This window comes from Bacillus sp. FSL R5-0654, from assembly GCF_038008745.1.
Lineage (GTDB): Bacteria > Bacillota > Bacilli > Bacillales > Bacillaceae > Bacillus > Bacillus safensis.
The window spans coordinates 3,088,022-3,115,012 of sequence record NZ_JBBOZV010000001.1 but is presented as its reverse complement, the minus strand read 5'-3'; the positions used below and the strand labels follow the sequence as shown (position 1 = coordinate 3,115,012).

General features: G+C 40.3%; 24 protein-coding genes and 1 other RNA gene. 21 read left to right on the top strand and 4 right to left on the bottom strand.

Going from position 1 to position 26,991, the window contains the following annotated elements:
• Nucleotides 1-24: 24 nt before the first annotated feature.
• Nucleotides 25-426 carry a helix-turn-helix domain-containing protein gene (locus NSS76_RS15990; RefSeq protein ID WP_308280978.1) on the bottom strand — a complete coding sequence of 134 codons (402 nt, stop codon included), beginning with the start codon at nt 424-426 and terminating at the stop codon, nt 25-27.
• Between the two features lie 130 nt (nt 427-556).
• Complete coding sequence (locus tag NSS76_RS15985; RefSeq protein WP_024426060.1) at nt 557-961, bottom strand: helix-turn-helix domain-containing protein; 405 nt, start codon at nt 959-961, stop codon at nt 557-559.
• A 154-nt stretch (nt 962-1,115) separates the two neighbouring features.
• Here NSS76_RS15985 and NSS76_RS15980 point away from each other — a divergent pair, with 154 nt between their 5' ends.
• The 10 genes from NSS76_RS15980 (at nt 1,116) to NSS76_RS15935 (ending at nt 13,010) form a co-directional block, all read left to right on the top strand.
• On the top strand, nt 1,116-1,349 hold the full coding sequence (locus tag NSS76_RS15980) for a helix-turn-helix domain-containing protein (RefSeq protein WP_024426059.1): 234 nt from the start codon (nt 1,116-1,118) through the stop codon (nt 1,347-1,349).
• 29 nt (nt 1,350-1,378) lie between these two features.
• Nucleotides 1,379-1,669 carry an AbrB/MazE/SpoVT family DNA-binding domain-containing protein gene (locus NSS76_RS15975; protein ID WP_024426058.1) on the top strand — a complete coding sequence of 97 codons (291 nt, stop codon included), beginning with the start codon at nt 1,379-1,381 and terminating at the stop codon, nt 1,667-1,669.
• A 185-nt stretch (nt 1,670-1,854) separates the two neighbouring features.
• On the top strand, nt 1,855-2,088 hold the full coding sequence (secG, locus tag NSS76_RS15970) for a preprotein translocase subunit SecG (RefSeq protein WP_003212746.1): 234 nt from the start codon (nt 1,855-1,857) through the stop codon (nt 2,086-2,088).
• Between the two features lie 124 nt (nt 2,089-2,212).
• Nucleotides 2,213-2,959 (top strand): alpha/beta hydrolase, encoded by a 747-nt coding sequence (locus NSS76_RS15965; RefSeq protein ID WP_024423480.1) that lies wholly within the window; start codon nt 2,213-2,215, stop codon nt 2,957-2,959.
• 19 nt (nt 2,960-2,978) lie between these two features.
• Complete coding sequence (gene rnr, locus NSS76_RS15960) at nt 2,979-5,321, top strand: ribonuclease R (RefSeq protein WP_024426057.1); 2,343 nt, start codon at nt 2,979-2,981, stop codon at nt 5,319-5,321.
• A gap of 139 nt (nt 5,322-5,460) precedes the next feature.
• Nucleotides 5,461-5,931 (top strand): SsrA-binding protein SmpB, encoded by a 471-nt coding sequence (gene smpB / locus NSS76_RS15955; protein ID WP_012011279.1) that lies wholly within the window; start codon nt 5,461-5,463, stop codon nt 5,929-5,931.
• A gap of 174 nt (nt 5,932-6,105) precedes the next feature.
• Nucleotides 6,106-6,468: a transfer-messenger RNA gene (gene ssrA, locus NSS76_RS15950) on the top strand.
• Between the two features lie 288 nt (nt 6,469-6,756).
• Nucleotides 6,757-8,769 carry a type I restriction-modification system subunit M gene (locus NSS76_RS15945; protein ID WP_341082443.1) on the top strand — a complete coding sequence of 671 codons (2,013 nt, stop codon included), beginning with the start codon at nt 6,757-6,759 and terminating at the stop codon, nt 8,767-8,769.
• Nucleotides 8,766-10,013, top strand: a complete 1,248-nt coding sequence (locus NSS76_RS15940; RefSeq protein ID WP_341082442.1) for a restriction endonuclease subunit S — start codon at nt 8,766-8,768, stop codon at nt 10,011-10,013. Before NSS76_RS15945 ends, NSS76_RS15940 begins: the two co-directional genes overlap by 4 nt.
• Before the next feature lie 6 nt (nt 10,014-10,019).
• A complete protein-coding gene (locus NSS76_RS15935) occupies nt 10,020-13,010 on the top strand; it encodes a type I restriction endonuclease subunit R (protein WP_341082441.1) in 2,991 nt (996 codons plus the stop codon).
• A 330-nt stretch (nt 13,011-13,340) separates the two neighbouring features.
• Here NSS76_RS15935 and NSS76_RS15930 read toward each other — a convergent pair whose 3' ends face one another.
• The gene (locus NSS76_RS15930; RefSeq protein ID WP_341082440.1) at nt 13,341-14,066 is read right to left on the bottom strand and encodes a hypothetical protein; all 726 of its coding nucleotides are present in this window, start codon (nt 14,064-14,066) and stop codon (nt 13,341-13,343) included.
• Between the two features lie 312 nt (nt 14,067-14,378).
• Here NSS76_RS15930 and NSS76_RS15925 point away from each other — a divergent pair, with 312 nt between their 5' ends.
• The 10 genes from NSS76_RS15925 to NSS76_RS15880 all read left to right on the top strand — a co-directional run bounded on the left by NSS76_RS15925 (nt 14,379) and on the right by NSS76_RS15880 (nt 25,704).
• Nucleotides 14,379-15,980 carry a histidine kinase N-terminal 7TM domain-containing diguanylate cyclase gene (locus NSS76_RS15925; protein WP_341082439.1) on the top strand — a complete coding sequence of 534 codons (1,602 nt, stop codon included), beginning with the start codon at nt 14,379-14,381 and terminating at the stop codon, nt 15,978-15,980.
• Nucleotides 15,981-16,236: 256 nt separating this feature from the next.
• Nucleotides 16,237-16,692: a DUF6376 family protein gene (locus NSS76_RS15920; protein WP_341082438.1), complete on the top strand. Its 456-nt coding sequence runs from the start codon at nt 16,237-16,239 to the stop codon at nt 16,690-16,692.
• Nucleotides 16,693-16,798: 106 nt separating this feature from the next.
• Entirely contained in the window at nt 16,799-17,104 is a 306-nt protein-coding gene (locus tag NSS76_RS15915; protein ID WP_012011272.1) for a metal-sensing transcriptional repressor, read from the top strand.
• 72 nt (nt 17,105-17,176) lie between these two features.
• Nucleotides 17,177-17,383: a copper chaperone CopZ gene (gene copZ / locus NSS76_RS15910; RefSeq protein WP_024423475.1), complete on the top strand. Its 207-nt coding sequence runs from the start codon at nt 17,177-17,179 to the stop codon at nt 17,381-17,383.
• 277 nt (nt 17,384-17,660) lie between these two features.
• A complete protein-coding gene (locus tag NSS76_RS15905) occupies nt 17,661-20,096 on the top strand; it encodes a heavy metal translocating P-type ATPase (RefSeq protein WP_341082437.1) in 2,436 nt (811 codons plus the stop codon).
• Nucleotides 20,093-20,227, top strand: coding sequence for a hypothetical protein (locus tag NSS76_RS15900; RefSeq protein WP_258011093.1), 135 nt, complete (start codon nt 20,093-20,095; stop codon nt 20,225-20,227). Before NSS76_RS15905 ends, NSS76_RS15900 begins: the two co-directional genes overlap by 4 nt.
• A 373-nt stretch (nt 20,228-20,600) precedes the next feature.
• Nucleotides 20,601-21,878, top strand: a complete 1,278-nt coding sequence (locus NSS76_RS15895) for a cation:dicarboxylate symporter family transporter (protein ID WP_024426051.1) — start codon at nt 20,601-20,603, stop codon at nt 21,876-21,878.
• An 18-nt stretch (nt 21,879-21,896) separates the two neighbouring features.
• Entirely contained in the window at nt 21,897-23,342 is a 1,446-nt protein-coding gene (gene aspA, locus NSS76_RS15890; protein WP_024426050.1) for an aspartate ammonia-lyase, read from the top strand.
• 116 nt (nt 23,343-23,458) lie between these two features.
• On the top strand, nt 23,459-24,775 hold the full coding sequence (locus NSS76_RS15885) for an ATP-binding protein (protein ID WP_034623877.1): 1,317 nt from the start codon (nt 23,459-23,461) through the stop codon (nt 24,773-24,775).
• A complete protein-coding gene (locus NSS76_RS15880; RefSeq protein ID WP_034280916.1) occupies nt 24,772-25,704 on the top strand; it encodes a response regulator in 933 nt (310 codons plus the stop codon). The genes NSS76_RS15885 and NSS76_RS15880 overlap by 4 nt, the downstream gene beginning before the upstream one ends.
• Before the next feature lie 19 nt (nt 25,705-25,723).
• On the opposite strand, the gene NSS76_RS15875 is transcribed toward NSS76_RS15880, so the two are convergent.
• Nucleotides 25,724-26,329 (bottom strand): TetR/AcrR family transcriptional regulator, encoded by a 606-nt coding sequence (locus NSS76_RS15875; protein WP_024426047.1) that lies wholly within the window; start codon nt 26,327-26,329, stop codon nt 25,724-25,726.
• Between the two features lie 88 nt (nt 26,330-26,417).
• Between NSS76_RS15875 and NSS76_RS15870 the strand changes: the two genes are divergently transcribed.
• Nucleotides 26,418-26,966, top strand: a complete 549-nt coding sequence (locus tag NSS76_RS15870; RefSeq protein WP_041108485.1) for a hypothetical protein — start codon at nt 26,418-26,420, stop codon at nt 26,964-26,966.
• The last annotated feature ends 25 nt before the right edge of the window (nt 26,967-26,991 follow it).

Genomic DNA, 26,991 nt, shown 5'->3' with positions numbered 1-26,991 from the left:
AAAGCTTGTCAATGATGAAAACATTTATGAGGACGACCGGCTGTTTAACATAAATAACAAATAGCGGTTGAGGTCCTCTATTTCTTTTTTCGAAAGGGTTGACCATATGTCACCATCAAATATTTCGAGATCATCAAGTTCATATTGCGCTGCGGCTTCCTTTATTTTGGATAAAGCAAGATCATCTTCATCGTGCAGATGGACAGAAGAGGCCTCCTCAATATAGCCCGCAGCCTGCATCATGTCTTCATAAGGTACCTTTAACGCACCAGCTAGCTTTTTAATCGTAGGAGGTTTCGGAATGCCGCGTTTCCCGTTTTCAATACGAGATATACCGGCAGCGCTGACCTCAGAATACATCGCTAATTGGTTCACCGACAGCTTCTTTTCCTCACGTAATGCTCTTAAATATGCACCAAAGTTCATCAACGCAAAACCTCACATGGTTATAGATTCGATATGTCTATTTTACTTGATTTGTTGACTATTGGCAATAAGCACACCATGAAAATATTGACATTAGTTAATGGTGGATGTACATTAGGTTTATGCCCCGCTATTTGTTCGCCTTTTTTTGGTCGATGAGCGTGAGAAAGTATTCATTCAGCTGGCTGATGTCTTGTGCGGAGAGCCTTTCCCATTTGTCTCCGTCAAAAATGGGGAGATGTTCTACATCCTTTTGAAGCGCCGTTTGATAGATTTTTAACATGGACTCATATTTCGGTTTCATTTCATGAACTTGTTCCTGTTCAATATGACCGGCAAGCAGCATTAAATCCTCATAAGGCACCTTCAAGGCGTGTGCTAATTTTTTTATGGTTAAAGGCTTTGGCACACCGCGCTTTCCATTTTCAATACGAGAAATACCAGCAGCGCTTACACCTGAATACATGGCAAGCTGATTGACCGACATTTTTCTATTTTCTCTTAAAATGCGTAATTGTTCACCAAAGTGATTCATGACATCGAACCTCACATTTCAGTATATGACTTATTTTAGTATGATCATTGACCAAAGGAAATAGCAGAGGGGTAAAAGTGTTGACATAAGTTAATGAATCTGCTTGATGTGAGAGCCTTACATGTTGTACATAATGATTCCATAGGAGGTTGTAATGATGGTCGAAAAGATTCAGATCAGGCGGGCTTTTGTCATGCAGTATATGATCGAGAACGATATGTCGTTAAATCAGCTCGCTGATGAAATTGGCATCTCTCCTGCCACACTTAGCAGGGTATTAAATGGTCACCGAAAACCAGGACAGCTTGTCATTGGCAAAATGATTCATTACTTTGATAAAAAATTTGAAGATCTATTTTACTATGAAGATATTGACAAAAGTCAATAAATGATATCATCATCAAGGAGGAAATGTCATTGAAAAGGACTGGGATGGTCAGACACATTGATTCTCTCGGCAGAATTGTTCTGCCCTCAGAAATGCGCAAGGTACTCAATATTAAAGAAGAGCAGCTGTTAGAAATTTTCATTGAAGATCAAACCATTATGCTGAAAAAATATGATGCAGATAAGAGCTGCCTGTTAACGGGACAAGTGACGAAGTACAACAAAAGCTATGGAAATGGGAGCGTGATGCTGAGTCCTGAAGGAGCTGAACGTTTGTTAGTAGAATTAAAACAGCTATTGAAGGAAGAAGCAACTCATTAAAATGTGATTTTAACCGAAAAATTGCATATAAAAATGCTGCAGCCAGCACTTTGGAACGAAATTGTATCAAAATAACGAATCAAGTCGACAATATATAGGAAATCTTTATTTTGATGTTTCGTGACATGCACCTTGTTTTCATGTAAAATAAAGTTATGTGTACCAGTTTGTCTGGAGGTGTTTTCATGCACGCATTTGTTATCACATTACTCGTAATTGTCAGTATCGCACTTATCATCGTTGTATTACTACAATCAAGTAAAAGTGCTGGACTGTCAGGCGCTATTTCAGGTGGAGCCGAGCAGCTTTTCGGTAAGCAAAAAGCGAGAGGCCTTGACTTGATTCTTCACCGATTAACGGTTATTTTGTCAGTGCTTTTCTTCATCTTAACACTTGCATTGGCATATTTAGGCGTGTAAAGCGCGAGTAACAGAAGGTCTGATCTTTTTTCAGACCTTTTTTTATTATCAGCACTCTTTTGTGTTTGTTTCATACATACAAGTGGAAAATATAAACCATATCAGAAGGAAAGGAAGTCACATCATGAAAGTTGTTACACCAAAACCATTTACGTTTAAAGGTGGAGAAAAGGCGGTGCTTCTTCTTCACGGTTTTACTGGGAATACAGCCGATGTTCGAATGCTTGGCCGTTATTTGAACGAAAGAGGATATACATGCCATGCACCTCAATATAAAGGACACGGTGTGCCGCCAGAAGAGCTTGTCCATACAGGCCCGGCTGACTGGTGGAAAGATGTAGAAGAAGGCTATCAATTCTTAAAAGATGAGGGCTATGAGGAGATTGCAGTTTGCGGACTATCCCTCGGAGGAGTTTTTTCATTGAAATTAGGTTACACTGTACCTGTAAAGGGAATTGTACCTATGTGTGCACCTATGTACATAAAAAGTGAAGAAGTCATGTACCAGGGTGTACTAGATTATGCCCGTAACTATAAGAAATTTGAGGGTAAGTCAGAGGACCAAATTGAACAAGAAATGGAAGCGTTCAAGAAAACACCAATGGATACACTGAGGAGCCTGCAAGAACTGATTGCAGATGTCAGAAACAATGTCGACATGATCTATTCACCTACTTTTGTTGTGCAGGCACGTCACGATCATATGATTAATACAGACAGTGCGAATATCATTTATAACGAAGTAGAGACAGATGATAAGCATTTGAAATGGTATGAAGAATCAGGCCATGTCATCACGCTTGATAAAGAGCGGGAGAAGGTTCATCAGGATGTCTATGCATTCTTAGAATCACTTGATTGGTCAATTTAAATATATAGGGGGTTAGAGTGTGCAAAAAGAAGAATTTATGGATGAATTACTCGCTTTTATGAAAGAAGAAGCATATAAACCGTTAACTGTTCAAGAGCTGGAAGTCATGATGGAGATTACCAATCCTGATGATTATAAAGAGCTCGTCAAAGCACTTGTGACGCTGGAGGATCAAGGACTCATCGTTCGCACGCGCAGCGACCGTTACGGTGTACCAGAAAAAATGAATTTGGTAAAAGGAAAGCTGTCTGCTCATGCAAAAGGATTTGCATTTGTAACGCCTGAAGAGTTTGGACAGGATGATATTTTCATTCCGCCAAATGAATTAGGTACAGCGATGAATGGCGATACCGTCATGGTTCGTGTCAGCCACAAATCAAACGGCACGAAAAAAGAAGGAACGGTCATCCGTATTCTCGAGCGTAATACTCAGACGGTTGTCGGTACCTATACAGAAACGAAAAGCTTTGGCTTTGTCATTCCTGATGATAAAAAAATCACAAACGATATCTTCATTCCGAAATCCGCTAAAAACGGTGCGGTCGAAGGTCATAAAGTCGTTGTGACGCTGACAAGCTACCCTGAAGGAAGAATGAGTGCAGAGGGTGAAGTGACTGAAATCCTCGGTCATAAAAATGACCCTGGCATTGACATTTTGTCGATCATTCATAAACACGGTCTGCCAGGTGAGTTCCCAGAAGAAGCACTTCAGCAGGCAGTAGACACACCGGAAACGATTGATGAAAAAGACCTTGAAGGAAGACGCGACTTGCGCAATGAAACGATTGTGACGATTGACGGTGCAGATGCAAAGGACTTAGATGATGCCGTAACTGTGCAAAAGCTGGATGATGGCAAATATAAGCTTGGCGTGCACATTGCAGACGTTTCTCATTATGTTACAGAGAATTCTCCGATTGATCAGGAAGCTTATGAACGTGGAACGAGTGTCTATCTCGTCGACCGCGTCATTCCGATGATTCCGCATCGTTTGTCAAACGGTATTTGTTCATTAAATCCAAAGGTTGATCGTCTCACCCTGTCTTGTGAAATGGTTATTGATCGTAACGGGAAAGTCGTCAAACATGAGATTTTCCAAAGTGTGATCAAAACGACGGAGAGAATGACCTATTCCGATGTGAATAAGATTTTAGTCGACCAAGATGAAGAGCTTCTAAATAAATATGAGCCGCTAGTGCCGATGTTCCAAGAGATGGAGAAGCTTGCAGAGATTCTTCGTGACAAACGAATGGAGCGTGGAGCTGTAGACTTTGACTTCAAGGAAGCAAAAGTACTTGTAGATGATGAAGGCGCTGCGAAAGACGTTGTCATTCGTGAGCGTTCCGTTGCAGAGAAATTAATTGAAGAATTCATGCTTGTTGCAAACGAAACGGTTGCCGAGCATTTCCACTGGATGAATGTTCCGTTCATTTACCGAATTCACGAAGAACCAAATCCTGAGAAACTTCAGCGCTTTTTAGAGTTCGTGACGACGTTTGGTTACATTGTGAAAGGGACGTCAACGAACATTCACCCGCGTGCACTTCAAAGTGTCCTCGATGCTGTCAGGGATCAACCAGAAGAAGTCGTCATTCAAACTGTGATGCTTCGCTCTATGAAACAGGCGAAGTATGATCCAGAAAGCATTGGCCATTTTGGATTATCAACGGAATTCTATACACACTTCACATCACCGATCCGCCGTTACCCGGATTTAATCGTGCATAGATTGATTAGAACCTATTTGATTCAGAAAAAGACAGATGAAGCGACCTTAGAAAAGTGGGGCCAGCTGCTGCCTGAAATCGCAGATCATGCATCTACAATGGAGCGCCGCTCAGTCGATGCAGAGCGTGAAACAGATGACCTGAAAAAGGCAGAGTTTATGCTAGATAAAATCGGTGAAGAGTTTGATGGCATGATTAGTTCCGTGACGAACTTTGGACTATTCGTTGAACTGCCGAATACGATAGAAGGTCTTGTCCATGTCAGCTACATGACTGACGACTACTATCGCTTTGATGAACAGCACTTTGCCATGATCGGTGAACGTACAGGGAATGTCTACCGTATCGGTGACGAAATCACTGTCAAAGTCGTGAATGTCAATAAAGATGAGCACTCAATTGATTTTGAAATCGTAGGTATGAAGGGCACTCGCCGTAAATCACCAAAAGATTTCAAGTTCAAAAAACGAACAGATCCACCAGCGAAAAAAGGCCGTGGAGGTCAAAAAGCCTCTGGGGAAAAAGGCAAAGAGGATAAAAGCGGAAGTGACTGGTTCACAAGCCGTAAAAAGAAGAAAAAGAAAAAACGCGTATTTGAAAACGCACCGAAACAAAAACGCAAAAAGAAAAAGTAACGTGCCAAAAAGCAAATAGGGCATCACGCTCTATTTGCTTTTTGACCACATGGCGTCAGCATTGTCGAAAGCTGGATTGTTTGATAAAATAATCCGTACGATTTGGACCGTGTTTGTGTCAAAAGGAGGGTGTACGCCAATGCCAAAGGGAGAGGGAAAGGTTGTTTCCCAAAACAAAAAAGCAAATCATGATTACTTTATAGAAGAAACGTATGAAGCTGGTCTTGTGTTGCAAGGAACTGAAATCAAATCGATTCGTGCTGGAAAAGTGAATTTAAAAGATTCCTTTGCCAAAATCGAGCGAGGAGAAGTGTTCCTTCACAACATGCATGTGAGCCCATACGAGCAGGGGAACCGTTATAACCATGATCCACTGAGAACGAGAAAGCTGCTTCTTCATCGCAAGCAAATCAGCAAATTGATTGGTGCGACGAAGGAAGAAGGCTATTCACTTGTGCCTCTGAAACTCTATTTGAAAAATGGCTTTGCCAAAGTGCTGATCGGAATCGGAAAAGGGAAGAAGAAATACGATAAGCGTGAAGATCTGAAGAAAAAAGATGCAAAACGTGAAATCGAACGTGCCTTCCGCGATCGTCAAAAGCAATTCTAGCCTGATGCTGATGGCTTGCTGAGAGCGGAAGCATTATGCTACAATATGTTATGCAGTAAACAATCATCGCTGTTTTGACAGAAACCACCAGTTGTTTCGAGCAGTGAGATTGTTATAATAGTTATATACGGAAGCAGTGAAGCTGAACTTCCATCCCGTATATCCCTTTTACAAGGGGACGTTACGGATTCGACAGGGATGGTTCGAGCTTAGGCTGCGAGCCGAGAGGCGATCTCGTTAACACGCACTTAAATGTAACTGGCAAAACTAAAAGTTTTAACCAAAACTTAGCACTAGCTGCCTAATAAGCGCAGCGAGCTCTTCCTGACATCGCCTATGTGTCTGTGAGGAGCCCAATGAAGTAGGCTACGCTTACGTTTCCGTCTGAGGACGTAAGAAGAGATCCATCAGACTAGCTCTCCAAGCGCCCGTCAGCAGGCATGAGGATGAGTGAACACAAAATATGTTGACTACGCTCGTAGACGCTTAAGTAATCGATGTCTCTGGACGTGGGTTCGACTCCCACCGTCTCCATACATATGATTTCGAAGGAAATCAATGAGGTCAAAGTCCTTTCATATTAAGGGTTTTGGCTTTTTTCTATTGTCGGTGATTTATAAAATTTACAATGTAGAGAGCAATCAAATAATAAGTGTTCTTTATATCAGGTTGGCCTGAAGAGTTACCAGTTCCAATGTCTTTGGTTAAAGTTTCTATTTTTTGCAGTTACGTTTTGTTGTTGGAACATTTATAATTGAATGTAATATTGCATTATTTTTACAAGAATTATTATCGAGAAAATAAATTTAGAATGAGGTACATAACATGATCAACTTCCAAGATAAAGTAAGCTTCATTTGGTCAATTGCAGAGATTTTACGTGGGCCATATAAGCCAGAAGACTATGGTGAAATTATTTTGCCATTAGCTGTATTACGCCGTTTTGACTGCGTATTAGAAAGCACAAAAGAAGAAGTGTTAGTGAAAGCAGAGCAGTATCCAAATATGACAGATGAAGCACGTGAGCAGATTTTAAATCGTGTTTCTAAGCAAAACTTTCACAACATAAGTAAGTATGATTTTAACAAGCTATTAACAGACGCTGATAATATCGCTGATAACTTACGTGACTATATAAATGGTTTCTCAAAAGTGGCTCGTGATATCATGGAGCACTTTGACTTCGATCGCCAAATCGATAAACTTAATCAAAATGACTTATTATACTTAACGATTAAACGTTTTAGTGAAATTGATTTACATCCAGAAACAGTTTCAAACATTGAGATGGGTTATGTATTTGAGGAACTAATTCGTCGTTTTAACGAGTATGCAGAAGCAGGAGATCATTACACGCCACGTGAAGTTATTCGTTTAATGACACATTTGTTATTTTTACATGATGATGCGAGTATTTTAACGAAACCAGGTTTAACACAAACGTTGTATGACTGTGCAGCTGGTACAGGTGGCATGGGTTCAGTTGCGCAAGAATATTTACTTAATCAAAATCCAACAGCACATTTAGAATTCTTCGGCCAAGAGATTAACCCTGAATCCTATGCAATTTGTAAAGCAGACCTACTTATTAAAGGTGAAGATGCACGTAACATTCGTTTAGGAAACACGTTATCAAACGATCAATTCCCACATGATACATTTGATTACTTAATTTCAAATCCACCGTACGGAGTGGACTGGAAATCGTATGAAAAGGCGATTAAAAACGAACATGAGAAACAAGGTTTTGATGGTCGTTTCGGACCTGGTACACCTCGTACAAGTGACGGGCAGCTATTATTCCTCATGCACTTAATATCAAAAATGAAACCAGTCACAGCAGAAAATCCACAAGGCTCCCGTTTAGCCATTATTATGAATGGTTCGCCGTTATTTACAGGTGATGCAGGTTCTGGTGAAAGTGAAATTCGAAGGTATGTGCTTGAAAACGATTTAGTAGAAGGTATTGTAGCATTACCGAACGATCTTTTCTACAACACAGGCATTGCAACGTACATTTGGATTTTAACAAACAATAAAGCACCTCTTTATAAAGGGAAAGTACGGTTAGTCAATGCCGTAGACTTCTCGAAAAAAATGAAAAAGTCGATGGGGAGCAAACGGAACGAAATTACAGAAGAGCAAATTAACGAGATTGTTCGTTTATACGGCGATGCACAGCCAAACGAGTACGTGAAGATTTTTGAGAATGAAGACTTTGGTTATTCGAAAATTACAGTAGAACGTCCATTACGTTTAAACTTCCAAGTCAAAGAAGAGCGCTTGGCACGTGTTGTAGAGCAAAAAGGCTTTGAGAACTTAGCAATAACGAAGAAAAAAGGCGATGCAGGTCACTTTGAAATTGAAGAAGGTAAGAAGCTGCAAACGCAAATTTTATATGTTTTACGCACGTTAGAAAGCGATACAGTATATAAAAATCGTGACGAGTTCACGAAAGTACTAAAAGATGCATTGAAGCAAGCAGGTGTTACTATTGGAGCACCTGTATTAAAAGCAATTTTAGCTGGTCTATCCGAAAAAGATGAAACAGCCGATATGTGTATGAAAAATAAAACAGACATCGAACCAGATACGGATTTACGTGATACAGAAAACGTCCCGTTAAAAGAAAACATTCATGACTATTTTGCACGTGAAGTATTACCACATGTACCAGATGCATGGATTGATGAAACAAAAACAAAAATCGGCTATGAAATTCCATTCACTCGCCAATTCTACAAATACACAGCATTACGCAGCTCAGCAGAAATTATGGACGAGATTCGTACATTAGAAGTGGAGATTGCTGAGCAGTTGAAGAAGGTGATGGGATGAGAATCAAGTTAAAGTATATTTCTCGTATTAACATGGGACAATCACCAGAACAAGAGAGTGTGAATCAAGAAGGCGTAGGGACACCTTTTTTACAGGGGAAGGCAGAGTTTGGTGAATCACACCCCATTCCTGTAAATTATTGTGTTAAAGCAAATAAATTTTCTATGCCTAATGATATTTTAATGTCTGTTCGTGCTCCAGTTGGGTCATTGAATTTGTCAGACCAAAAGTATGTTATAGGGCGAGGTCTTTGTTCGATAACTCCTAAGGATGATGTAGATAGGGACTATTTATGGTATGGATTAATAGAGGCTAATTCTAGATTATTAACATTAGTTAAGGGAAGTACATTTGAGGCAGTCACAACTGAAGATGTAAAAAACTTAGAAATAAAAATCCCCTCAAATTTAGAAGAGCAGCGAATAATATCAAAATTTTTGTCCAAAAAAGATAAAAAAATCAATGATTTAATAATATCTAAAAATAAATTAATAGATTTATTAGAACAACAACGTCAATCAATTATCACAGAAGCTGTTACAAAAGGTTTAAATTCGAATGTGAAAATGAAAAATTCAGGTGTTGAGTGGATTGGTGATATTCCTGAGCATTGGGATCTTAGCAAGGTTGGGTATTTAGGACGTTTGCAAAATGGTATCAGTAAATCTTCTGATGAATTTGGTTTTGGTTCGCCATTTATTAGTTATGGTGATGTATATAAAAATGAAGTTTTACCTAAAGTGGCTAGCGGATTAGTTAATGCTACTGAAAAAGATAAGAAACTTTATTCAGTTGAGTATGGTGACGTATTTTTCACACGTACTTCAGAAACTATCGATGAAATTGGAATAGCTTCAACATGTTTTGAAACAATTAATGAAGCAACATTTGCAGGTTTTTTAATCCGTTTTAGACCGATTACAAATCGTTTAAGTCCAAGATTTGCAAGATTTTATTTTAGAAGTGCATTAGGTAAGCGCTACTTTGTTAAGGAAATGAATCTTGTAACAAGAGCATCATTATCACAGGGCTTATTAAGAAATTTTACTGTTTTACTACCTTCATTAGAGGAACAAGAAGAAATAGCATCTTATTTAAAGAAAAAAACTGTAGCGATTGAAGAAAGTATAACTCTTATTAAAAATCAAATCGAAAAACTAAAAGAATACCGCCAATCCCTGATCTACGAAGCAGTAACAGGCAAAATCGACGTACGTGATATGGAACTTGATGAAGTGAGGTGAATGGTAATGGCGATCGATACTACAGAGACAGGTTTTGAGACAAATATCGAATTAGCATTAATCGCGAATGGCTATAAAAAACGTGTGTTAGAAGGTGAGGCAAGTAGCTCTTTCAAACAGCATGCGATTGATGTTGAAGAGCTATTTGCATTTTTAGAAGATACGCAAGAAAAGCGGATGCGTACGTTAGAAAAATCGTATGGTCCTACTTATCAAGAACAAGTATTAAAGCGCATTAAAGATCAGCTACATAAACAAGGTTTGATTGAATGTTTACGTAAAGGGATTAAAGACCGTGGTGTCACATTACAACTTGCGTATAATCAGCCTCCCACCGATATGAATAAAACATTAAATGAGCAGTATAGGAAAAACCGTTTTAATGTTGCTCGCCAAGTGTTTTACAGTGATAAGCATAAAAATAGCTTAGATATGGTGCTGTTTTTAAACGGTTTACCACTTGTAGTGATGGAACTGAAAAATCCATTAACAAACCAAACAGTTGAAGATGCGATGAAACAATTAAAGAATGATCGTGATCCACGTGAGCAGCTATTTAAATTTAATGAGCGTGTTGCTGTCTACTTTGCAGTTGACCCAGATGAAGTATTTATGACAACAAAGCTTGATAAAGGCAAAACCTACTTCCTACCATTTAACAAAGGCAATAATGGTGGTAAAGGTAATCCATTAACTTATGGTGACAATTATCGTACTCATTATTTATGGGAAGAAATTTTAGCTCCAGATAGCTTGCTCGATATTTTATATCGCTTTATCTTTATTAAGAAAGACGACATTAAAGATTCAAACGGTGAAACGATTGGTGAGCGTCAAATGCTCATTTTCCCCCGTTTCCATCAGCTTGATGTTGTACGTAAGTTAGAAGCAGATGTTGCACAAAAGCTTGTCGGTCATAATTATTTAATTCAGCACTCTGCGGGATCGGGCAAGACGAACTCGATCTCATGGCTTGCACACCGTTTAGCTAAGCTACATAACGAGGAAAATGAATCGATCTTTAGTAGTGTGATTGTGATTACCGATCGCCGAGTGTTAGATAAGCAATTGCAAGACGCAGTGTATCAGTTAGAGCATAAAGCAGGAATGGTCGAACCAGTCGATAAAAACTCAGAGCAATTAGCACGTGCTATTAATAGTGAAACACGCATTATTATTACAACACTCCAAAAGTTCCCATTTATTTTGGAGAAAGTAGCAGGTTTAGAGCGAAAAAAATATGCAGTTATTATCGACGAAGCGCATTCATCTCAAGGTGGTAAAGCATCTACTGCGTTAACAAATGTTCTATCAGATAAGACGTTAGAAGCAGCATATGAGGAAGACCGGATTGCCGAAGAAAACTTAGTTGATGTAGACGAGAAAATTGTAGAAGCCATTTTGAAAAGTGGGAAACAGGATAACGTATCGTTTTTTGCATTTACAGCGACTCCAAAGCCCAAGACGTTAGAGAAGTTTGGTACAGTTGGTATTGATGGTAAGCCAGAGGCCTTTCATCAATACACAATGCGTCAAGCAATTGAAGAAGGGTTTATTTTAGATGTACTTGAAAATTACACAACGTATAAAACGTTCTGGAAAATTGCCAAGACTGTCGATGATGATCCGGAGGTATCGAAGAAGCAAGCCACCAAAAAGCTTGCTCAATACGTTTCATTGCATCCGCACAGCATTGAACAAAAAACAGAAATTATCATTGAACATTATCGGAATTTTGTACAGCGGAAAATTGGTGGACGTGCCAAGGCAATGGTCGTGACAGCAAGCCGTTTACATGCAGTACGTTATAAAATTGCTTTTGATAAATATATTCATGAAAAGGGATATCACGATTTAAAAACAGTTGTGGCATTCTCAGGTACTGTAAAAGACGGTGGAATAGATTATACGGAGCCGGACATGAACAGTTTCTCTGAAAAAGAGCTACCTGATAAATTCAATTCTGATGAATTCAAAGTATTGCTTGTAGCTGAGAAATATCAAACGGGATTTGATGAACCACTGTTGCATACGATGTATGTAGACAAGCCATTAAGTGGTATTAAAGCGGTGCAAACCCTATCTCGTTTAAATCGTACTTGCCCAGGTAAAGAGGACACATTCGTACTCGATTTTGTAAATGAACCAGAGGTTATGAAAGCTTCGTTCCAACCATATTACGAATCAACAAGCCTATCTGAAATTACGGACCCAAATATCCTTTATGATATGCAGGCTGACATCGAGCCTCATCAAGTATTTAAAGAAGATGAGGTGCAAAGGGTTAATGAACTTGAAGTAACAGACGGCGTGAAAAAGTCAACTAGGGCGCAAACAGAGTTAAATGCAATTCTTGACAAAGGTGTAGAGCGATATAAAAAGCTTTCAGAAGAAGAACAGGTTGATTTTAAACAAGCTGCAACAAAATTTATTCGTACGTATAGTTTCGTGCTACAAGTTGTAACATTTATTGATCTATGCTTACACAAACAATATATTTATTTAACATACTTGTTGCGCAAACTACCTCGTACAACTGGTGATAAGGACGTTTATTTAGCTGATGATATCGCACTTGAATACTATCGCAATCAAAAGGTATTCGAAGGAAGCATCGAGCTGGAAAAAACGGGAGGCATTGAACTTGATCCACAGAAGCATGGCGCTGGTGGTGTAACTGAAGATGAGAAGGTGCGATTATCAAGCGTATTAGAAAAGTTAAATGAGCGCTTTGGTACACAATTTACAGAAACAGATTTTCTTTCTCGTGAACAAGTGAAAGAGGACATGTTGAATGATGATGATCTCCGTCAGAAAGCGAAAAACAATACAAAAGAAAACTTCAAATTTGCTTTCGAAAAAACATTTATGAATTTTGTTATCGACCGAATGAGTAGCAATCAGGAGTTCTTTATGAAGATTTTAGAGAACGATGAATTTAAGTCGTACATTATGGAGGACATGTTGAATGAGGTATATGGAGAAGTGAATCGATGATGATTCTATCGCAATATCTGTCTAAGTCCTATAAGAAAAAAGATGACGGTCCGTCATCTTTTTTTGTAGTAATCACTGTTCAGTTTTTTGAGAAGGTTTAAGGAATTGAATAAACAAAGGGCTAACTACGAAAATAGCTATAATGAGTAGAAGTTTATTTGATATAAATTTCATAAACGTTGTATTAATGATATACAATGAAATGAGTAATAAATAACATACTAAGAATAATAAACCAGACTTTCTTTTTTGAAACGGTTTATCTAAAAGAATGAGCATAAATAAACCTGCCATGATAATGATGAAGGTCATTTTTTTACCTCCCTATATTTATTGTGGGAATACACCAGATGGAACTGCTGCATAACCTAATCCAGTAAATCTTATTCTTACGCCATGTCCTTCATGTTCATCTTGAATCATTTGACCAAATCCCACAAGCCCTCCACCAATTACTCCAGCAATAGCACTAGCTAGTTGAGTAGGAGGAACGGGTATGAATCTAGAAATGGCTGCGATTCCACTAGTAGCTCCCCCTCCAGCTTTGAAAGACTGATATAAAGATCTGGTCTCATTGCAATCAAAGTATAAGTTATATCCCCACCAATAAACATTGTGACCGTTCTTACCGCATCCTTTAGATAATGTTGATGCCTTATGATCAAGTGAATTAGTGTTAGATTCGTCTAGCATTTTAATACTAAAATCAGGTTGAATAACAGCTTTTTTTTCAAGTACTAATTGGTTGCTATACTTCAGCCATGTCTTTACTTCTTTAATTATTGTATGATCTAGATTCAAATCAGTATAATCTGGTTTTAAAATAAGTGTTCCTTTTTTAGATAAATATAAATATGACTCTATTTTCTTTATGTCCTTCATACTGACTTTTGCCTTTTTAACATCTTTTTGTTCTGATTGATTTTTTTCAGAGTTGCTATCATCTGATTTTTTCACTTCCGCATAGCTTACATTGGAAAAAAACGTTGTGGATATGATAATTGTTAACAAGCCTATAAATAGTTTAGAAATCTTACTACGATTGTTTTTATTCATTAAGTTTTCCCCTTCCATTTAATGTTGTCATCATTGTACTGTAAAAAAAATCTGGTGTGGTGAATATGATAAAAAAGGGTAAAAAAGTAGGTTTTATATTGAGCTGGAAGTTAATTTTCGGCGAATTTTTAATTAGTTAAAAAGGTGTCTTAAGACCCTTGTGGGGCGTTTTGTAAAAAAAGAAGAATAAACAAATGTCATAAAGATTTTAAAAAACCTCCAACCAATTCAAAATCACATCTTCCCATTTGAGACGTCCTCATATATAGTAAGATTAGACTAGTTCTAAATAACTGAAATTGGGGCGTTTACATGGATTCGATTGTTTTACATTTTATTGTGATCATGAGTGTTTCTGGCATTCTGTCCGTGATATTATCAATCATTGCTCATGCAAACCGCCATCGATATATTGGCTGTCAATTGTTTATGTACATGTCTGGAGCAACTGCGATTTATATCTTTGGGCATACGTTTGAATTATTGGCTCGTACTCCTGGAGAAATCATGTTTTGGGTTTGTTTTCAATACATAGGTCTTCCGTTTATCGCACCGCTCAGTCTGCTGATTGTGCTGCAATTTACGGGGTTCCATCAATATTTCACAAAGCGCCGCGTGCTTCTCATCTTATTGATTCCAACTCTCACAACCATTATGGTGTTCACCAACTCTTTACATTCACTCTTTTATCGAAGCATCACGATGAATCCAGTAGATGGGTTTTTATTGGCTGATTTTACGATTGGCTATTGGTATGTCATTCATGGCGTTTATACGTTTGGCTGTTCGATGCTTGCTATCTTTATGCTGCTTTGGTTTTTACGTGTCACAAAAAAAGAATATTTAAAGCAGATTCTGATACTGTTAGTGGGAATGTCATTACCAATTTTGACTTCTTTTATTTATTTATTAGGTGTTACACCCCTACATATTGATCCAGTCCCAGTGGTGATGTTTTTAACCAATGCACTCTATTTATGGGCGATTATGTCGTTCCAGCTCTTTAAAATCTCTCCCATTGCAATGGAGCGTGTGTTTGAGCATATGTCTGAAGGGGTTCTAATTTTAGATCGATATCGGACACTCATTGACTACAATCCCGCTGCTGCATCGATCATTCCAGCACTTGCGAATAAAAAGGGAATTGGCCATAAAATCGACGATATTTTCTCAGCAATCATCAAAGATTCAGCGTTCATTCAATGGCTGCGCTCTCCGCAGGATCATTCGCAATATGATTTAATGTGGAAAAAGGAAAAAGACCAGTCCTGCTATTATCATTTGACCGCTTCGTCTCTATTTAATAGAAGAGGAGAGATCGAGGGCAGGCAAATAGTGATCAGTGATGTAACAGAGCAGCGTTTGCTGCAGGAAGAGCTGGAGCGTCGTGCGTATATTGATGGTTTGACGAATATCTTCAATCGTTCTTCTTTCATCGAACGAACGCAGATGATCCTGGAAGAGGATGCACAGGATACGGCTGTTATGCTGTTTGATATTGATTTCTTTAAACAAATCAATGACACACACGGACATCATATTGGGGATGAAGCGCTGCGTCATGTTGTCTCTATTTGTCAGGAGCATTTACAAATGGATGATTTATTTGGACGATATGGGGGAGAAGAGTTTGCTATTTGTCTGCCGCATCAGTCGTTTAAAGAGGCATGTCATATCGCGGAACAAATAAGACATTCGTTTGAAGTGAGCTTCTTTCAGAATGATGAGGAAAAAGTGCGAGTGACAGCGAGCTTTGGAATTGCTCATACAGCCAATGATCCTTGTGTATTAGAAACACTTCTATTTGAAGCGGATCAGGCCTTGTATATGTCAAAACGCCAAGGACGGAACCGGATTTATGCATCCACTGGTAAGGGCCATGTGCTGTATCAAGAGCAGGATCTTTCGAATTGACTGTTGTCCTGACATTCGATATGATAAACATAACATTTGAACGGTTTCCTAAAGGGGAGTAGCTTTTACGGTTTGGTCGTCACTACAGAAACATTCGTTGTTTCTCGGCCATTCCGGCATGAACAATGTTAGCCAGACCTTTGCTTATCACACATGAGGCAAAGTTCTGGCTATTTTTAAGGTCTTTTTGCATCTGTGTGATAGAGAAGCGGAACAAATGATGCTTTTAATCCTACAGATGAAAGGATGATCGATCTTGAAAAAATATGTGATGGCTTTCCTATTTTCTGGAACGCTTGTATTAAGCGGGTGCTCCGGTTTGCTTGATCAGGTCAACGATACAACGACATATGTCACTGAGGCAAATGACTATGTGACAGACATTCAGCAATTTACAGAGGATTTTCCAAAACTCGCTGAAGAAGCTGTGCAAAATGCCGCCAAAAAAGCAGAATTAACGCAGCAGCTTGAATCATTGAAGGCAGACATTCAAGAGTTTAATGACGTCACAGCGCCAAAAATGGCAGAAGACCTGCATGCGCAAATCATTGAAAAAAATAAAGTGCTGTCAGAGGAAATCCAAACGTATTTACAGCAATTGAAAGCAGGCGATATCGATGTTGCCTCCATATTGGAGGATCAGCAGGGATTGATGAAACAACTTCAGCAATCCGTCAATCTTTTGCAGGATATCGAACAATTAACAAATTAGGACAAACACAGCTTTATATGCGGTACTCAGCATATCTTTGCCTTTTCCGGTGGAGATATGCTTTAATTTAGGTAATGACAAGTCATAATAGAAAAAAGGTGATCACATGACAGAACATGAAGAACGACATATGGCTTCGCCAAGAGCCGAGAAGGAAAAAGATCAATTGATCAATCGCTTGAAACGAGTGGAAGGACAAGTTCGCGGGATTCAGCAAATGATTGAAAACGATCGTTACTGTATAGATGTTGTGAATCAAATCTCCGCAGTCAATGCGGCTTTGAAAAAAGTCAGTCTTCATTTGATGGAAAAGCATACACACCATTGTGTTGCAGATGCTATCAAGAGCGGCAATGGGGATGAAGCCATTGAAGAGTTAATGACGGTCTTTACGAAACTGACAAAATCGTAGCATTTATGTTTACATTGATACCCTACTAGGGTATAGTAAATTGTAGAAAATGATTGATGGAGGCGATGAGAAGTGGAACAAGCAACACTTCAAGTGCAGGGCATGTCTTGCGGACATTGCGTGAAAGCAGTCGAAGGAAATGTAGGAGAATTAGCAGGTGTTGAATCTGTAAAAGTCCATTTAGACAAAGGACAGGTGGAGGTTTCATTTCACCCAGATCAAGTCACGTTACACCGTATCTCCGATGTGATTGAGGAACAGGGATATGATGTTGTATAAATGAACATACGTGCTGCATAACAGCACGTCTCAGCGTGTAGACAAACCCTCGCATTCTTTGTCAGTCCTGCGTGCCGGTGCTCACGAATGTCAAATTCGCTCCGCGCCGGTACTCGTCCTTTCTAGACTGCAAAGGTTTTCTATCACGCTGAAAAGAAGACAAAGGGTTAAAATAAAGAACATTTTAACCCTTTGTCACAATCTGATACGTGCTGCATGACAGCACGTATTTTTTCAAATATTATACCCCCATGGAGTATGTGGAGAGGTGAGATCAATGAAAAAGGAAATTGATTTTCAAATTACGGGGATGACCTGTGCTGCCTGTGCAGGCCGCATCGAAAAGGGATTGAACAGGCTGGAAGGTGTGGAGGATGCCAGTGTGAATTTGGCGCTTGAAACTTCTCATATCATTTATGAAACAGAGCAGCTAACACCAGATGATTTGAAGCGAAAAGTTCAATCTCTTGGCTATGATGTGGTGATGGAGCAAGCAGAATTTGATATTGAGGGAATGACCTGTGCAGCTTGTGCAAACCGAATCGAGAAAAAAATTAACCGAATGGACGGTGTCGATCACGGGTCTGTAAACTTTGCCCTTGAGACACTTCAGGTCACATATCATCCGGGCCAAACGTCTGCAAATGACATAAAAGATGCGGTGCAGTCTATTGGGTATTCTTTAATAGAACCAGCTGCAGATCAAGCGGAGGAAGGAAAAAAAGATCACCGGCAAGCTGCAATAGAAAAGCAAACGGCACGCTTTTTATTCTCGATGATTTTATCACTGCCGCTTCTTTGGGCAATGGTCAGCCATTTTTCTTTTACGTCCTTTATTTGGCTGCCAGAAGCGTTTATGAATCCATGGGTACAGCTGGCGTTAGCAGCGCCGGTGCAGTTCATTGTCGGCTGGCCCTTTTATGTAGGTGCGTATAAGGCTTTAAGAAATAAAAGTGCCAATATGGATGTTCTTGTCGCACTTGGGACATCTGCCGCGTTTTTCTATAGTTTATATGAAAGCATTCAGTCAGCGATTAGAGGCACACGTGAGGCAGCCCTCTATTATGAAACAAGTGCTGTCCTCATTACGTTGATCGTGCTCGGAAAATTAATGGAAGCAAGAGCAAAAGGAAGATCATCAGAAGCGATTCAAAAGCTGATGGGCTTACAGGCGAAAGAAGCGGTTATCGAGCGAGATGGCAAACAGATGACTGTGCCTATTTCTGACGTGAAAGTGAATGATCTTGTGTTTGTCAAACCCGGGGAAAAAGTGCCGGTAGATGGAGAAATCATAGAGGGGACAACCGCAATAGATGAGTCCATGATTACAGGAGAAAGTCTGCCGGTTGATAAAACAGCAGGAGATATGGTCATCGGGGCAACGATGAATAAAAATGGATTTATCAAAATAAAAGCGACTAAAGTCGGGAAAGAGACGGCTCTTTCACAGATTATCCGAGTCGTAGAGCAAGCACAGGGCTCAAAAGCACCGATTCAAAGAATGGCAGATCAAATATCAGGGATATTTGTTCCCATTGTTGTAGGAATTGCTGTGCTCACATTCCTCATATGGTTTTTCTTTGTTGACCCAGGAAATATGGCGTCAGCACTTGAAACTTTTATAGCTGTCATTGTCATCGCATGTCCGTGTGCGCTCGGCCTTGCGACACCAACCTCTATTATGGCTGGCAGCGGCCGTGCGGCTGAATCAGGCATTCTGTTTAAAGGCGGAGAGCATTTAGAAGTGACTCAATCACTCGACACGGTAGTGTTAGATAAAACAGGGACTGTGACAAAAGGAGAGCCTAGTCTGACAGATGTACTGGCATATGCCAACTGGACAGAAGATACGCTGCTGCAGCTAGCAGGCTCGGCAGAACAGCAGTCGGAACACCCGCTTGCCCGGGCGATCACAGACGGTATGAAGGAACGAGGTCTTGAAGCGGTCGAGGTTGAAGCGTTCCAAGCAGATCCAGGTCATGGAATTGAAGCAAAGGCAGCAGGACACAAGCTTTTGATTGGAACGCGTAAGCTATTACAGAAACATCATATCCGATATGAGCAAATTGAAGCATCTGTCACAATGCTGGAGGAGCAAGGGAAAACGGCTATGCTTGTTGCGATTGACGGCGAAGTCGCCGGCATTGTCGCGGTCGCAGATACAATCAAATCATCCTCTCCACAAGCCATCGCTCGTCTAAAAGAGCAGGGGATTCACGTTGTGATGATGACAGGTGATAATAAACTAACAGCAGAGGCGATTGCGAAACAGGCGGGCATTGATCATGTCATTGCTGAAGTGCTGCCTGAAGAAAAAGCGGCTCACATTGCAGCGCTTCAGGAACAGGGAAAGAAAGTCGCCATGGTCGGAGACGGTATCAATGATGCCCCAGCTCTTGCAACAGCGAATATTGGGATGGCTGTGGGAACAGGGACAGACGTTGCCATGGAAGCAGCAGATATTACGCTCATGACGGGAGATCTCCATGCCATTGCAGATGCGCTGGAATTTAGTAAAAAAACAATGAGAAACATTAAACAAAACCTATTTTGGGCGCTTGCCTATAACTGTATCGGGATACCGATTGCTGCATTTGGTTTCCTTGCGCCATGGCTTGCAGGAGCAGCAATGGCCTTTAGTTCCGTGTCCGTTGTGCTGAATGCGCTCAGATTGCAGCGATTGAAGCCAGTTAGAGAGGGAGTGGCAGAATGAAGTTGAATGTCAAATGGATTTGGACCGTTAGTGCATTGTTCTACGTTGCTCTTGTGCTCATTGGATATACGATTTATGATGAATTTTTTCCAAATCAACATACACCAAGTGAACAGATGCAAAATCATTAAGACTTCGCCAAAAGCGAAGTCCCAGCATGTAGACAAACTCTCGCATTCTTTGTCAGGTCTGTGCGCCAGTGCTCACGAATGTCTATTCGCTCCGCGCTGGTGCTCGACCTTCCTAGACTTCAAAGGTTTTCTCTCACGCTGAAAAGAAGACAACGTGTGAAAACAAAATCATTTTAACACGTTGTCTATATATTCTAAGACTTCGCCAAAAGCGAAGTCTTTTTTTTACAATATTGTGGAAAAACCCACCTTTTTAAAGATTTTTCATAAAAAATTCACTTCTTTTTGTTCCTTTTTGTCGTTTTTTGTAGGTTCGTCGTTAAGATGCGATTAAGCAACAAAGAAAGCGTTATCAAAAAAAGGGGGTTCACGTATGAAAAAGTTAGGGTTAGCTTCTCAAATACTCATTGCACTTGTTCTGGGTGTTGTCGTGGGAGCGCTGTTTTATCAAAATGAAACCGTTATTAATGTGTTAACGCCGATTGGCGATATATTCATCCATTTAATTAAAATGATCGTTCTTCCAATTGTTATTGCTGCATTGATTGTAGCAGTTGCAGGTGTTGGAGATATGAAAACGATCGGAAGACTCGGCGGAAAAACCATTCTTTATTTCGAGATTGTGACAACGATTGCATTAGCAGTTGGACTGCTTGCAGCAAACTTGTTCCATCCTGGTACAGGAATTGATATGAGCAACATGGAGAAAGGTGATATCTCTAAATATGAAGAGACATCTAAGGCTTCTTCTGAAAAAGCGACTTTCTCTGAAACGTTGGTGCATCTTGTACCGACAAACGTTTTCCAATCCATTGCAGAAGGTGATCTATTACCAACCATCTTCTTTACAGTCTTATTCGGATTAGGAATTGCCGCAGTTGGAGACAAAGGAAAACCAGTATTAGGATTCTTTGAAGGTATACTCGAAGCCATGTTCTGGGTGACCAATAAAGTGATGAAGTTTGCACCATTTGGTGTATTCGCGCTCATCAGTGTGACGGTGATCAAATTCGGGGTCGGAGCGCTTCTCCCGCTAGGCAAACTGGTACTTGTCGTTTACGGTACAATGGCATTCTTCGTCATTGTTGTACTTGGCATTATTGCGAAAATGGCTGGAACAAGCGTCTTTACACTATTTAAAGTATTAAAAGAAGAAATCATTCTTGCTTTCTCAACAGCAAGTTCAGAAGCTGTACTGCCTAGATTAATGGACAAAATGGAGAAGTTCGGCTGCCCGAAAGCGATCACGTCGTTCGTTATTCCAACAGGCTACACCTTTAACTTAGATGGAAGTGCCATCTATCAATCCATTGCTGCGATATTTGTTGCACAAATGTACGGCATGCCGCTTTCCATCTATGAGCAAATTACGTTACTATTAATTTTAATGCTGACATCTAAAGGAATGGCTGGTGTACCAGGTGCATCGATCGTTGTTGTCATCACAACTCTTGGTGCTATGGGACTGCCGCTTGAAGGACTTGCCTTCATCGTTGGGATCGACCGACTTCTTGACATGGTTCGTACAACAGTGAACGTATTTGGTAACTCACTTGCAGCCATTGTCATGTCTAAATGGGAAAAAGTATTTGATCAAGAGAAATCGAAGAAGTATATTGAGGAATTAAAACAACAAACAAAAGCAGCGTAAAAAAGGAGATCTTTTCAAATGACGAAGCTACAGGACAAGCAAGTTCGAATCGAACGTGACTTTCTAGGTGAAAAGGAAGTAGACACTCAAGCATATTATGGAATTCAAACATTACGTGCAGTGGAGAACTTTCCAATTACAGGCTACCGTATTCATGAGGAACTCATCAAAGCATTAGGGATTGTCAAAAAGGCAGCCGCACTTGCAAATATGGATACTCAGCGACTATATTCTGGTCTTGGAGAAAAAATTGTTCAAGCCGCAGATGAGGTCATCGAAGGAAAATGGAACAATCAATTTATTGTCGATCCAATTCAAGGCGGGGCTGGCACTTCAATGAATATGAATGCCAATGAAGTCATTGCAAACAGAGCGCTTGAACTACTAGGAAAGGAAAAAGGCGCTTATACTGAGCTAAGTCCAAACACGCATGTGAACATGTCGCAGTCAACAAACGACGTTTTCCCAACAGCGATTCATATTTCAACATTGAATATGATTGAAAAACTACTTTATACGATGGAAAACATGCATCAAGTCATGACCGAAAAAGCGCAGGAATTCGATCATGTCATCAAAATGGGACGCACGCATCTTCAGGACGCTGTTCCAATCAGACTTGGACAAGAGTTTAGTGCGTATGCAAAAGTTCTTGCTCGTGATATTAAACGTATCAAACAGTCTAGACAGCATTTATATGAAGTCAATATGGGTGCAACAGCAGTCGGAACTGGATTAAATGCAGATCCTAAATATATTCGCCAAGTGGTTGGCTACCTATCTGACATTAGCGGATTACCGTTAGTTGGCGCTGAAGACTTAGTCGATGCAACGCAAAATACGGATGCTTATACAGAAGTATCGGCTGCACTTAAAGTATGTATGATGAACATGTCCAAAATGGCGAACGATATTCGTCTGATGGCTTCAGGTCCAAGAGCAGGCTTTGGTGAGCTGCACCTGCCGCCGAGACAGCCAGGTTCATCCATCATGCCAGGGAAAGTCAACCCAGTTATGCCTGAGGTCATGAACCAAGTGGCATTCCAAGTCATTGGGAACGATCACACAATCTGTCTTGCATCAGAGGCTGGCCAGCTTGAACTAAACGTTATGGAACCAGTGTTAGTGTTCAACCTGCTTCAATCTCTCAGCATGATGAAAAATGTATTCGAGTCCTTCGTGGACAACTGCTTGCGTGACCTAAAAGCAGATGAATCTAGATTAAAAGAATATGTAGAAAAGAGTGCCGGTGTCATGACGGCGGTGAACCCGCATATTGGTTATGAAGCGGCTGCACGAATTGCAAGAGAAGCCATCCTTACAGGCGCATCTGTACGTGAGCTTTGTCTGCAAAATGATGTGTTAACAGAGGAAGAGCTTGATGTCATCTTAAATCCTTTTGAAATGACAAAACCAGGTATTGCTGGTGCATCACTTTTAGAAAAGGATCGTTTAGAAGATTAAGCGGCATCATGAGAAGCGCACACCGGCAAAGTTCCGGTGTGCGCTTTTTCATGGAGGTTTGTTTTTCTTTAGCTCACATAGTATACTATCGTCAATTATTAGGGATGTGACTGCGTTTGAATCTACTGAAAAAATGGCTGAATACAGAGCCTTATTTAATTGTGCTGCTCATTGTACTGACGCCGATTGGCGGAGAGTTTAAATTTTATCCGTTTGAGGACAGTTTTCGGGTCAGCTTTGGAACCGTTGTCTTTTTCTTTATCCTGCTTCAAATGAAAAGATTTCCGGCATGGGCAAGCGGCATCATCGCTGGGATATCTGTTTTTGTGTTTCGCGTGCTGCTTGATACAGCTGTGACAGGGCATCTTCCGCTTGAAGAGGCAGTTTCATTAAGATTTCCTTCCCTGCTTTATTATGTTGTCTATGGCACACTCTTTTATTTATTGAAGGTCAGACGTTTCCGCGATCAGCCATGGCTGATTGGAGCAACAGGCATCGTCATGGAGCTGTGCGCAAGCGTTGTTGAAATCATCGCACTTCGAGGCACGATGGATGAAATTTTAACGGTGAGGACGCTGTTCCAATTATTTGTTTTGGCGATATTCAGAAGCTTTTTCGTGTTGGCTTGTTATACAATGATTCGCTTATATGAAGAGCAGGCGAGAGAGCGTCAGATGAAAAAGGAAAAGGAACATCTGCTGATGCTTCTGTCTAATCTTTACACAGAATCTACATATTTTCATAAAACACTCGCACATGCTGAGCATATTACGGCCACATCCTATCAATTGTATCAATCCCTTCACCACGCAAAGGATGCGGAATCATTGGATTTGAAAAAGCTCGGTAAAACCGCCTTGCAGATTGCAGGAGAGGTGCATGAAATCAAAAAGGATAACCAGCGGATTTTTTCTGCCTTATCAAAGCTGATTCATGAGGAAAACTTCCAGGCTTATGAGAGCCCTTCTCATATCGCTGGGCTTGTTATTCGCATTCATGAAAATTATGCAGAATCTCTTAAAAAAAACATCGTCTTTCATTATGATGAAGATGGAAAGCATCCCGCCTATCACGTGTATACCATTCTATCTTTGTTAAATAACATCGTATCCAACGCTGTTGAAGCCATTCCTGTAGAAGGAGAGGTGTCACTTTCTATTTCACAGAAAGAAAACCACGTGATTTTTCAAATCAGCGACAACGGGCCTGGCATAAAAGAACGTAATCATCATGTGATTTTTAAACCGGGCTTCACTTTAAAATACGATCAGGCTGGGAATCCATCGAGCGGTATCGGGCTTGCCTATGTAAAGGATACAGCGGAGAAGCTTGGCGGAAGTGTTGAGATGAAAAGTATCCCAAATGAACAAACGATTTTCACATTAACGATACCAGTAGATCAAGTCAGTAGAAAAGAGGGGATTGGGAGATGAGATTTTTTATTGTTGATGATGATGAAGCCGTTCGTTCTTCACTGGCTCAGCTCATTGAAGATGAAGAGCTTGGCATTGTGGCCGGGGAAGCAGAGGATGGCGCAGAGTTAACAGCCAGCTACTTAAATGATTTGCACATTGATATCTTATGTATTGATCTATTGATGCCGGAAAGGGACGGGCTTGAAACGATTCGAGCGATCAAGGATGAGTTTCATGGGAAATATTTAATGCTGTCACAGGTTGAAACAAAGGAATTAATCGGACAGGCGTATACGCTTGGCGTCGAATATTATGTGACAAAGCCGATCAATCGTGTAGAGGTCTTAAGTGTTCTCCATCTCATGATTGAACGTCTTCATTTAGAGCATTCAATTGAAAATATTCAGCACTCACTCAAATCGGTCATGCAATTTCAGCAGCGCGGTCAGACGAAAACGAAGCAGCGGGGGAAAAGTCTTGCAGAGGCGGGGCAGTTTTTGCTGGCGGAGCTTGGTATTGTGGGGGAGAAGGGGTCCAAAGATTTATTAGATATGATTCTTTTTACAGACCAGTATTTAGCGCTGCATGCTGATCATCATGATTCCTTTCCTTCTTTAAAGATCATTTTCACTGGGATTACAGAGGATAAGTTAAGTGAGCCCTACACATCGGCAGACATCGCAAGAGAAGCAAAGGCAGCCGAACAGCGGGTAAGACGTGCGATCAACCAATCATTAAAACACATCGCATCACTTGGGCTAACCGATTTTTCTCATCCAACGTTTGAAAATTACGCATCTAAATTTTTCGATTTCACCATCGTCCGAAAGAAAATGAGTGAATTGACGAAAGAGATGAGCGGAAGAGAAGAACACACCCGTATCAATGTGAAGAAATTTGTGCAGGTGCTTTACTACGAAGCGAAACGTATTTTTATGGAAGATTAAAAAAAGACATGCTCTCCAATTAAGGAGACATGTCTTTTTTTGTGATGGATTGCAGGTGCATCTGCAGTACGGAGCGTATGAGCTGAGGCGGTATACGTTCGGGCTGCACGATTCCATTCAATGCAAGCCCATTGATGACCGCATAAAGCCGCTCAGTTTCTAATAAAAGATCGATATCAGTTAGCAGCAGCCCATCCTCTTTCAATTTCATTAAACAATATTGGACCGTTTGGAAAAGCTCGTCATACATCTTTGCATTGAGCGGCTGTAGATCTGGTTCAGTCAGCGCCTTGACTGTAAAAGCCTGCCACACCTCCATTTCAAATTTTCGTTCTTCATCAAGTGGAAGAAGCTGCTCCAATAAAGTGAGAACATTTTCCTCCGTTGAACCGTTTAATGAAAGCCCTGTAATCCGCTCCTTGACTCTTTCCTGAATTAAATTCATAGAGAAGAGAAATAACTCTTGCTGTGTGGAAAAATAATGACGCATAGAGCCGGCTGAAATTCCAGCTTCGACTGCTATTTTTCGTACAGAAGCGTTTTCCAATCCCTCTTGTTTAATCACTCTCATTGCAGCTTGAGCGACCTTTTGTTTTTGTTTATGGTGATCGACGATTTTTGGCATACATTGATTTTAGCATAGCTGTTGTTTTTTTAACACAGATGTGTTATTTTTTATTTAATACAATCGTATTAAAAAGGATGTGGAGAAATTGGTCGGGTTATTGATTGTGGCATGTGAAATTGGTTTTTGGCTGTTTATTCTAATGGGCTTAACGCTTCGTTATGTGTTTAAACAGAAAAAGTGGGGTGCTTTTTTTCTTGTCTGTACGCCAGTTTTAGATCTCATCCTTCTTGCGGCTACTTATATAGATTTAAGGCAAGGGGCTGTGGCGAGTGTCATCCACGGGCTTGCGGCTGTTTATATTGGTGTGAGCCTTGCCTTCGGACATCAAATGGTGAAATGGGCAGATGCTAGGTTTGCTTATCGATTTGCAGGAGGCCCTAAGCCAAAGGGAAAACCAAAGTACGGGAAAGAGCGGTCTGTGTATGAAATGGTCGGCTGGGCGCGGCATTTCATTTCTTATGTTATTGGAGCGGGGCTGTTATATGGATTAACCTATCTCATCCAAGCACCAGAGCGGACGGAAGCGCTGATGCAGCTTGTCAATACATGGGGGATGATCTTAACGATTGATTTCATCATTAGCATCAGCTACGTCATTTGGCCGAAAAAACATCCAGAAAATATAACAGGCTGACAAAAAAGACAGGCGGATTCACTCC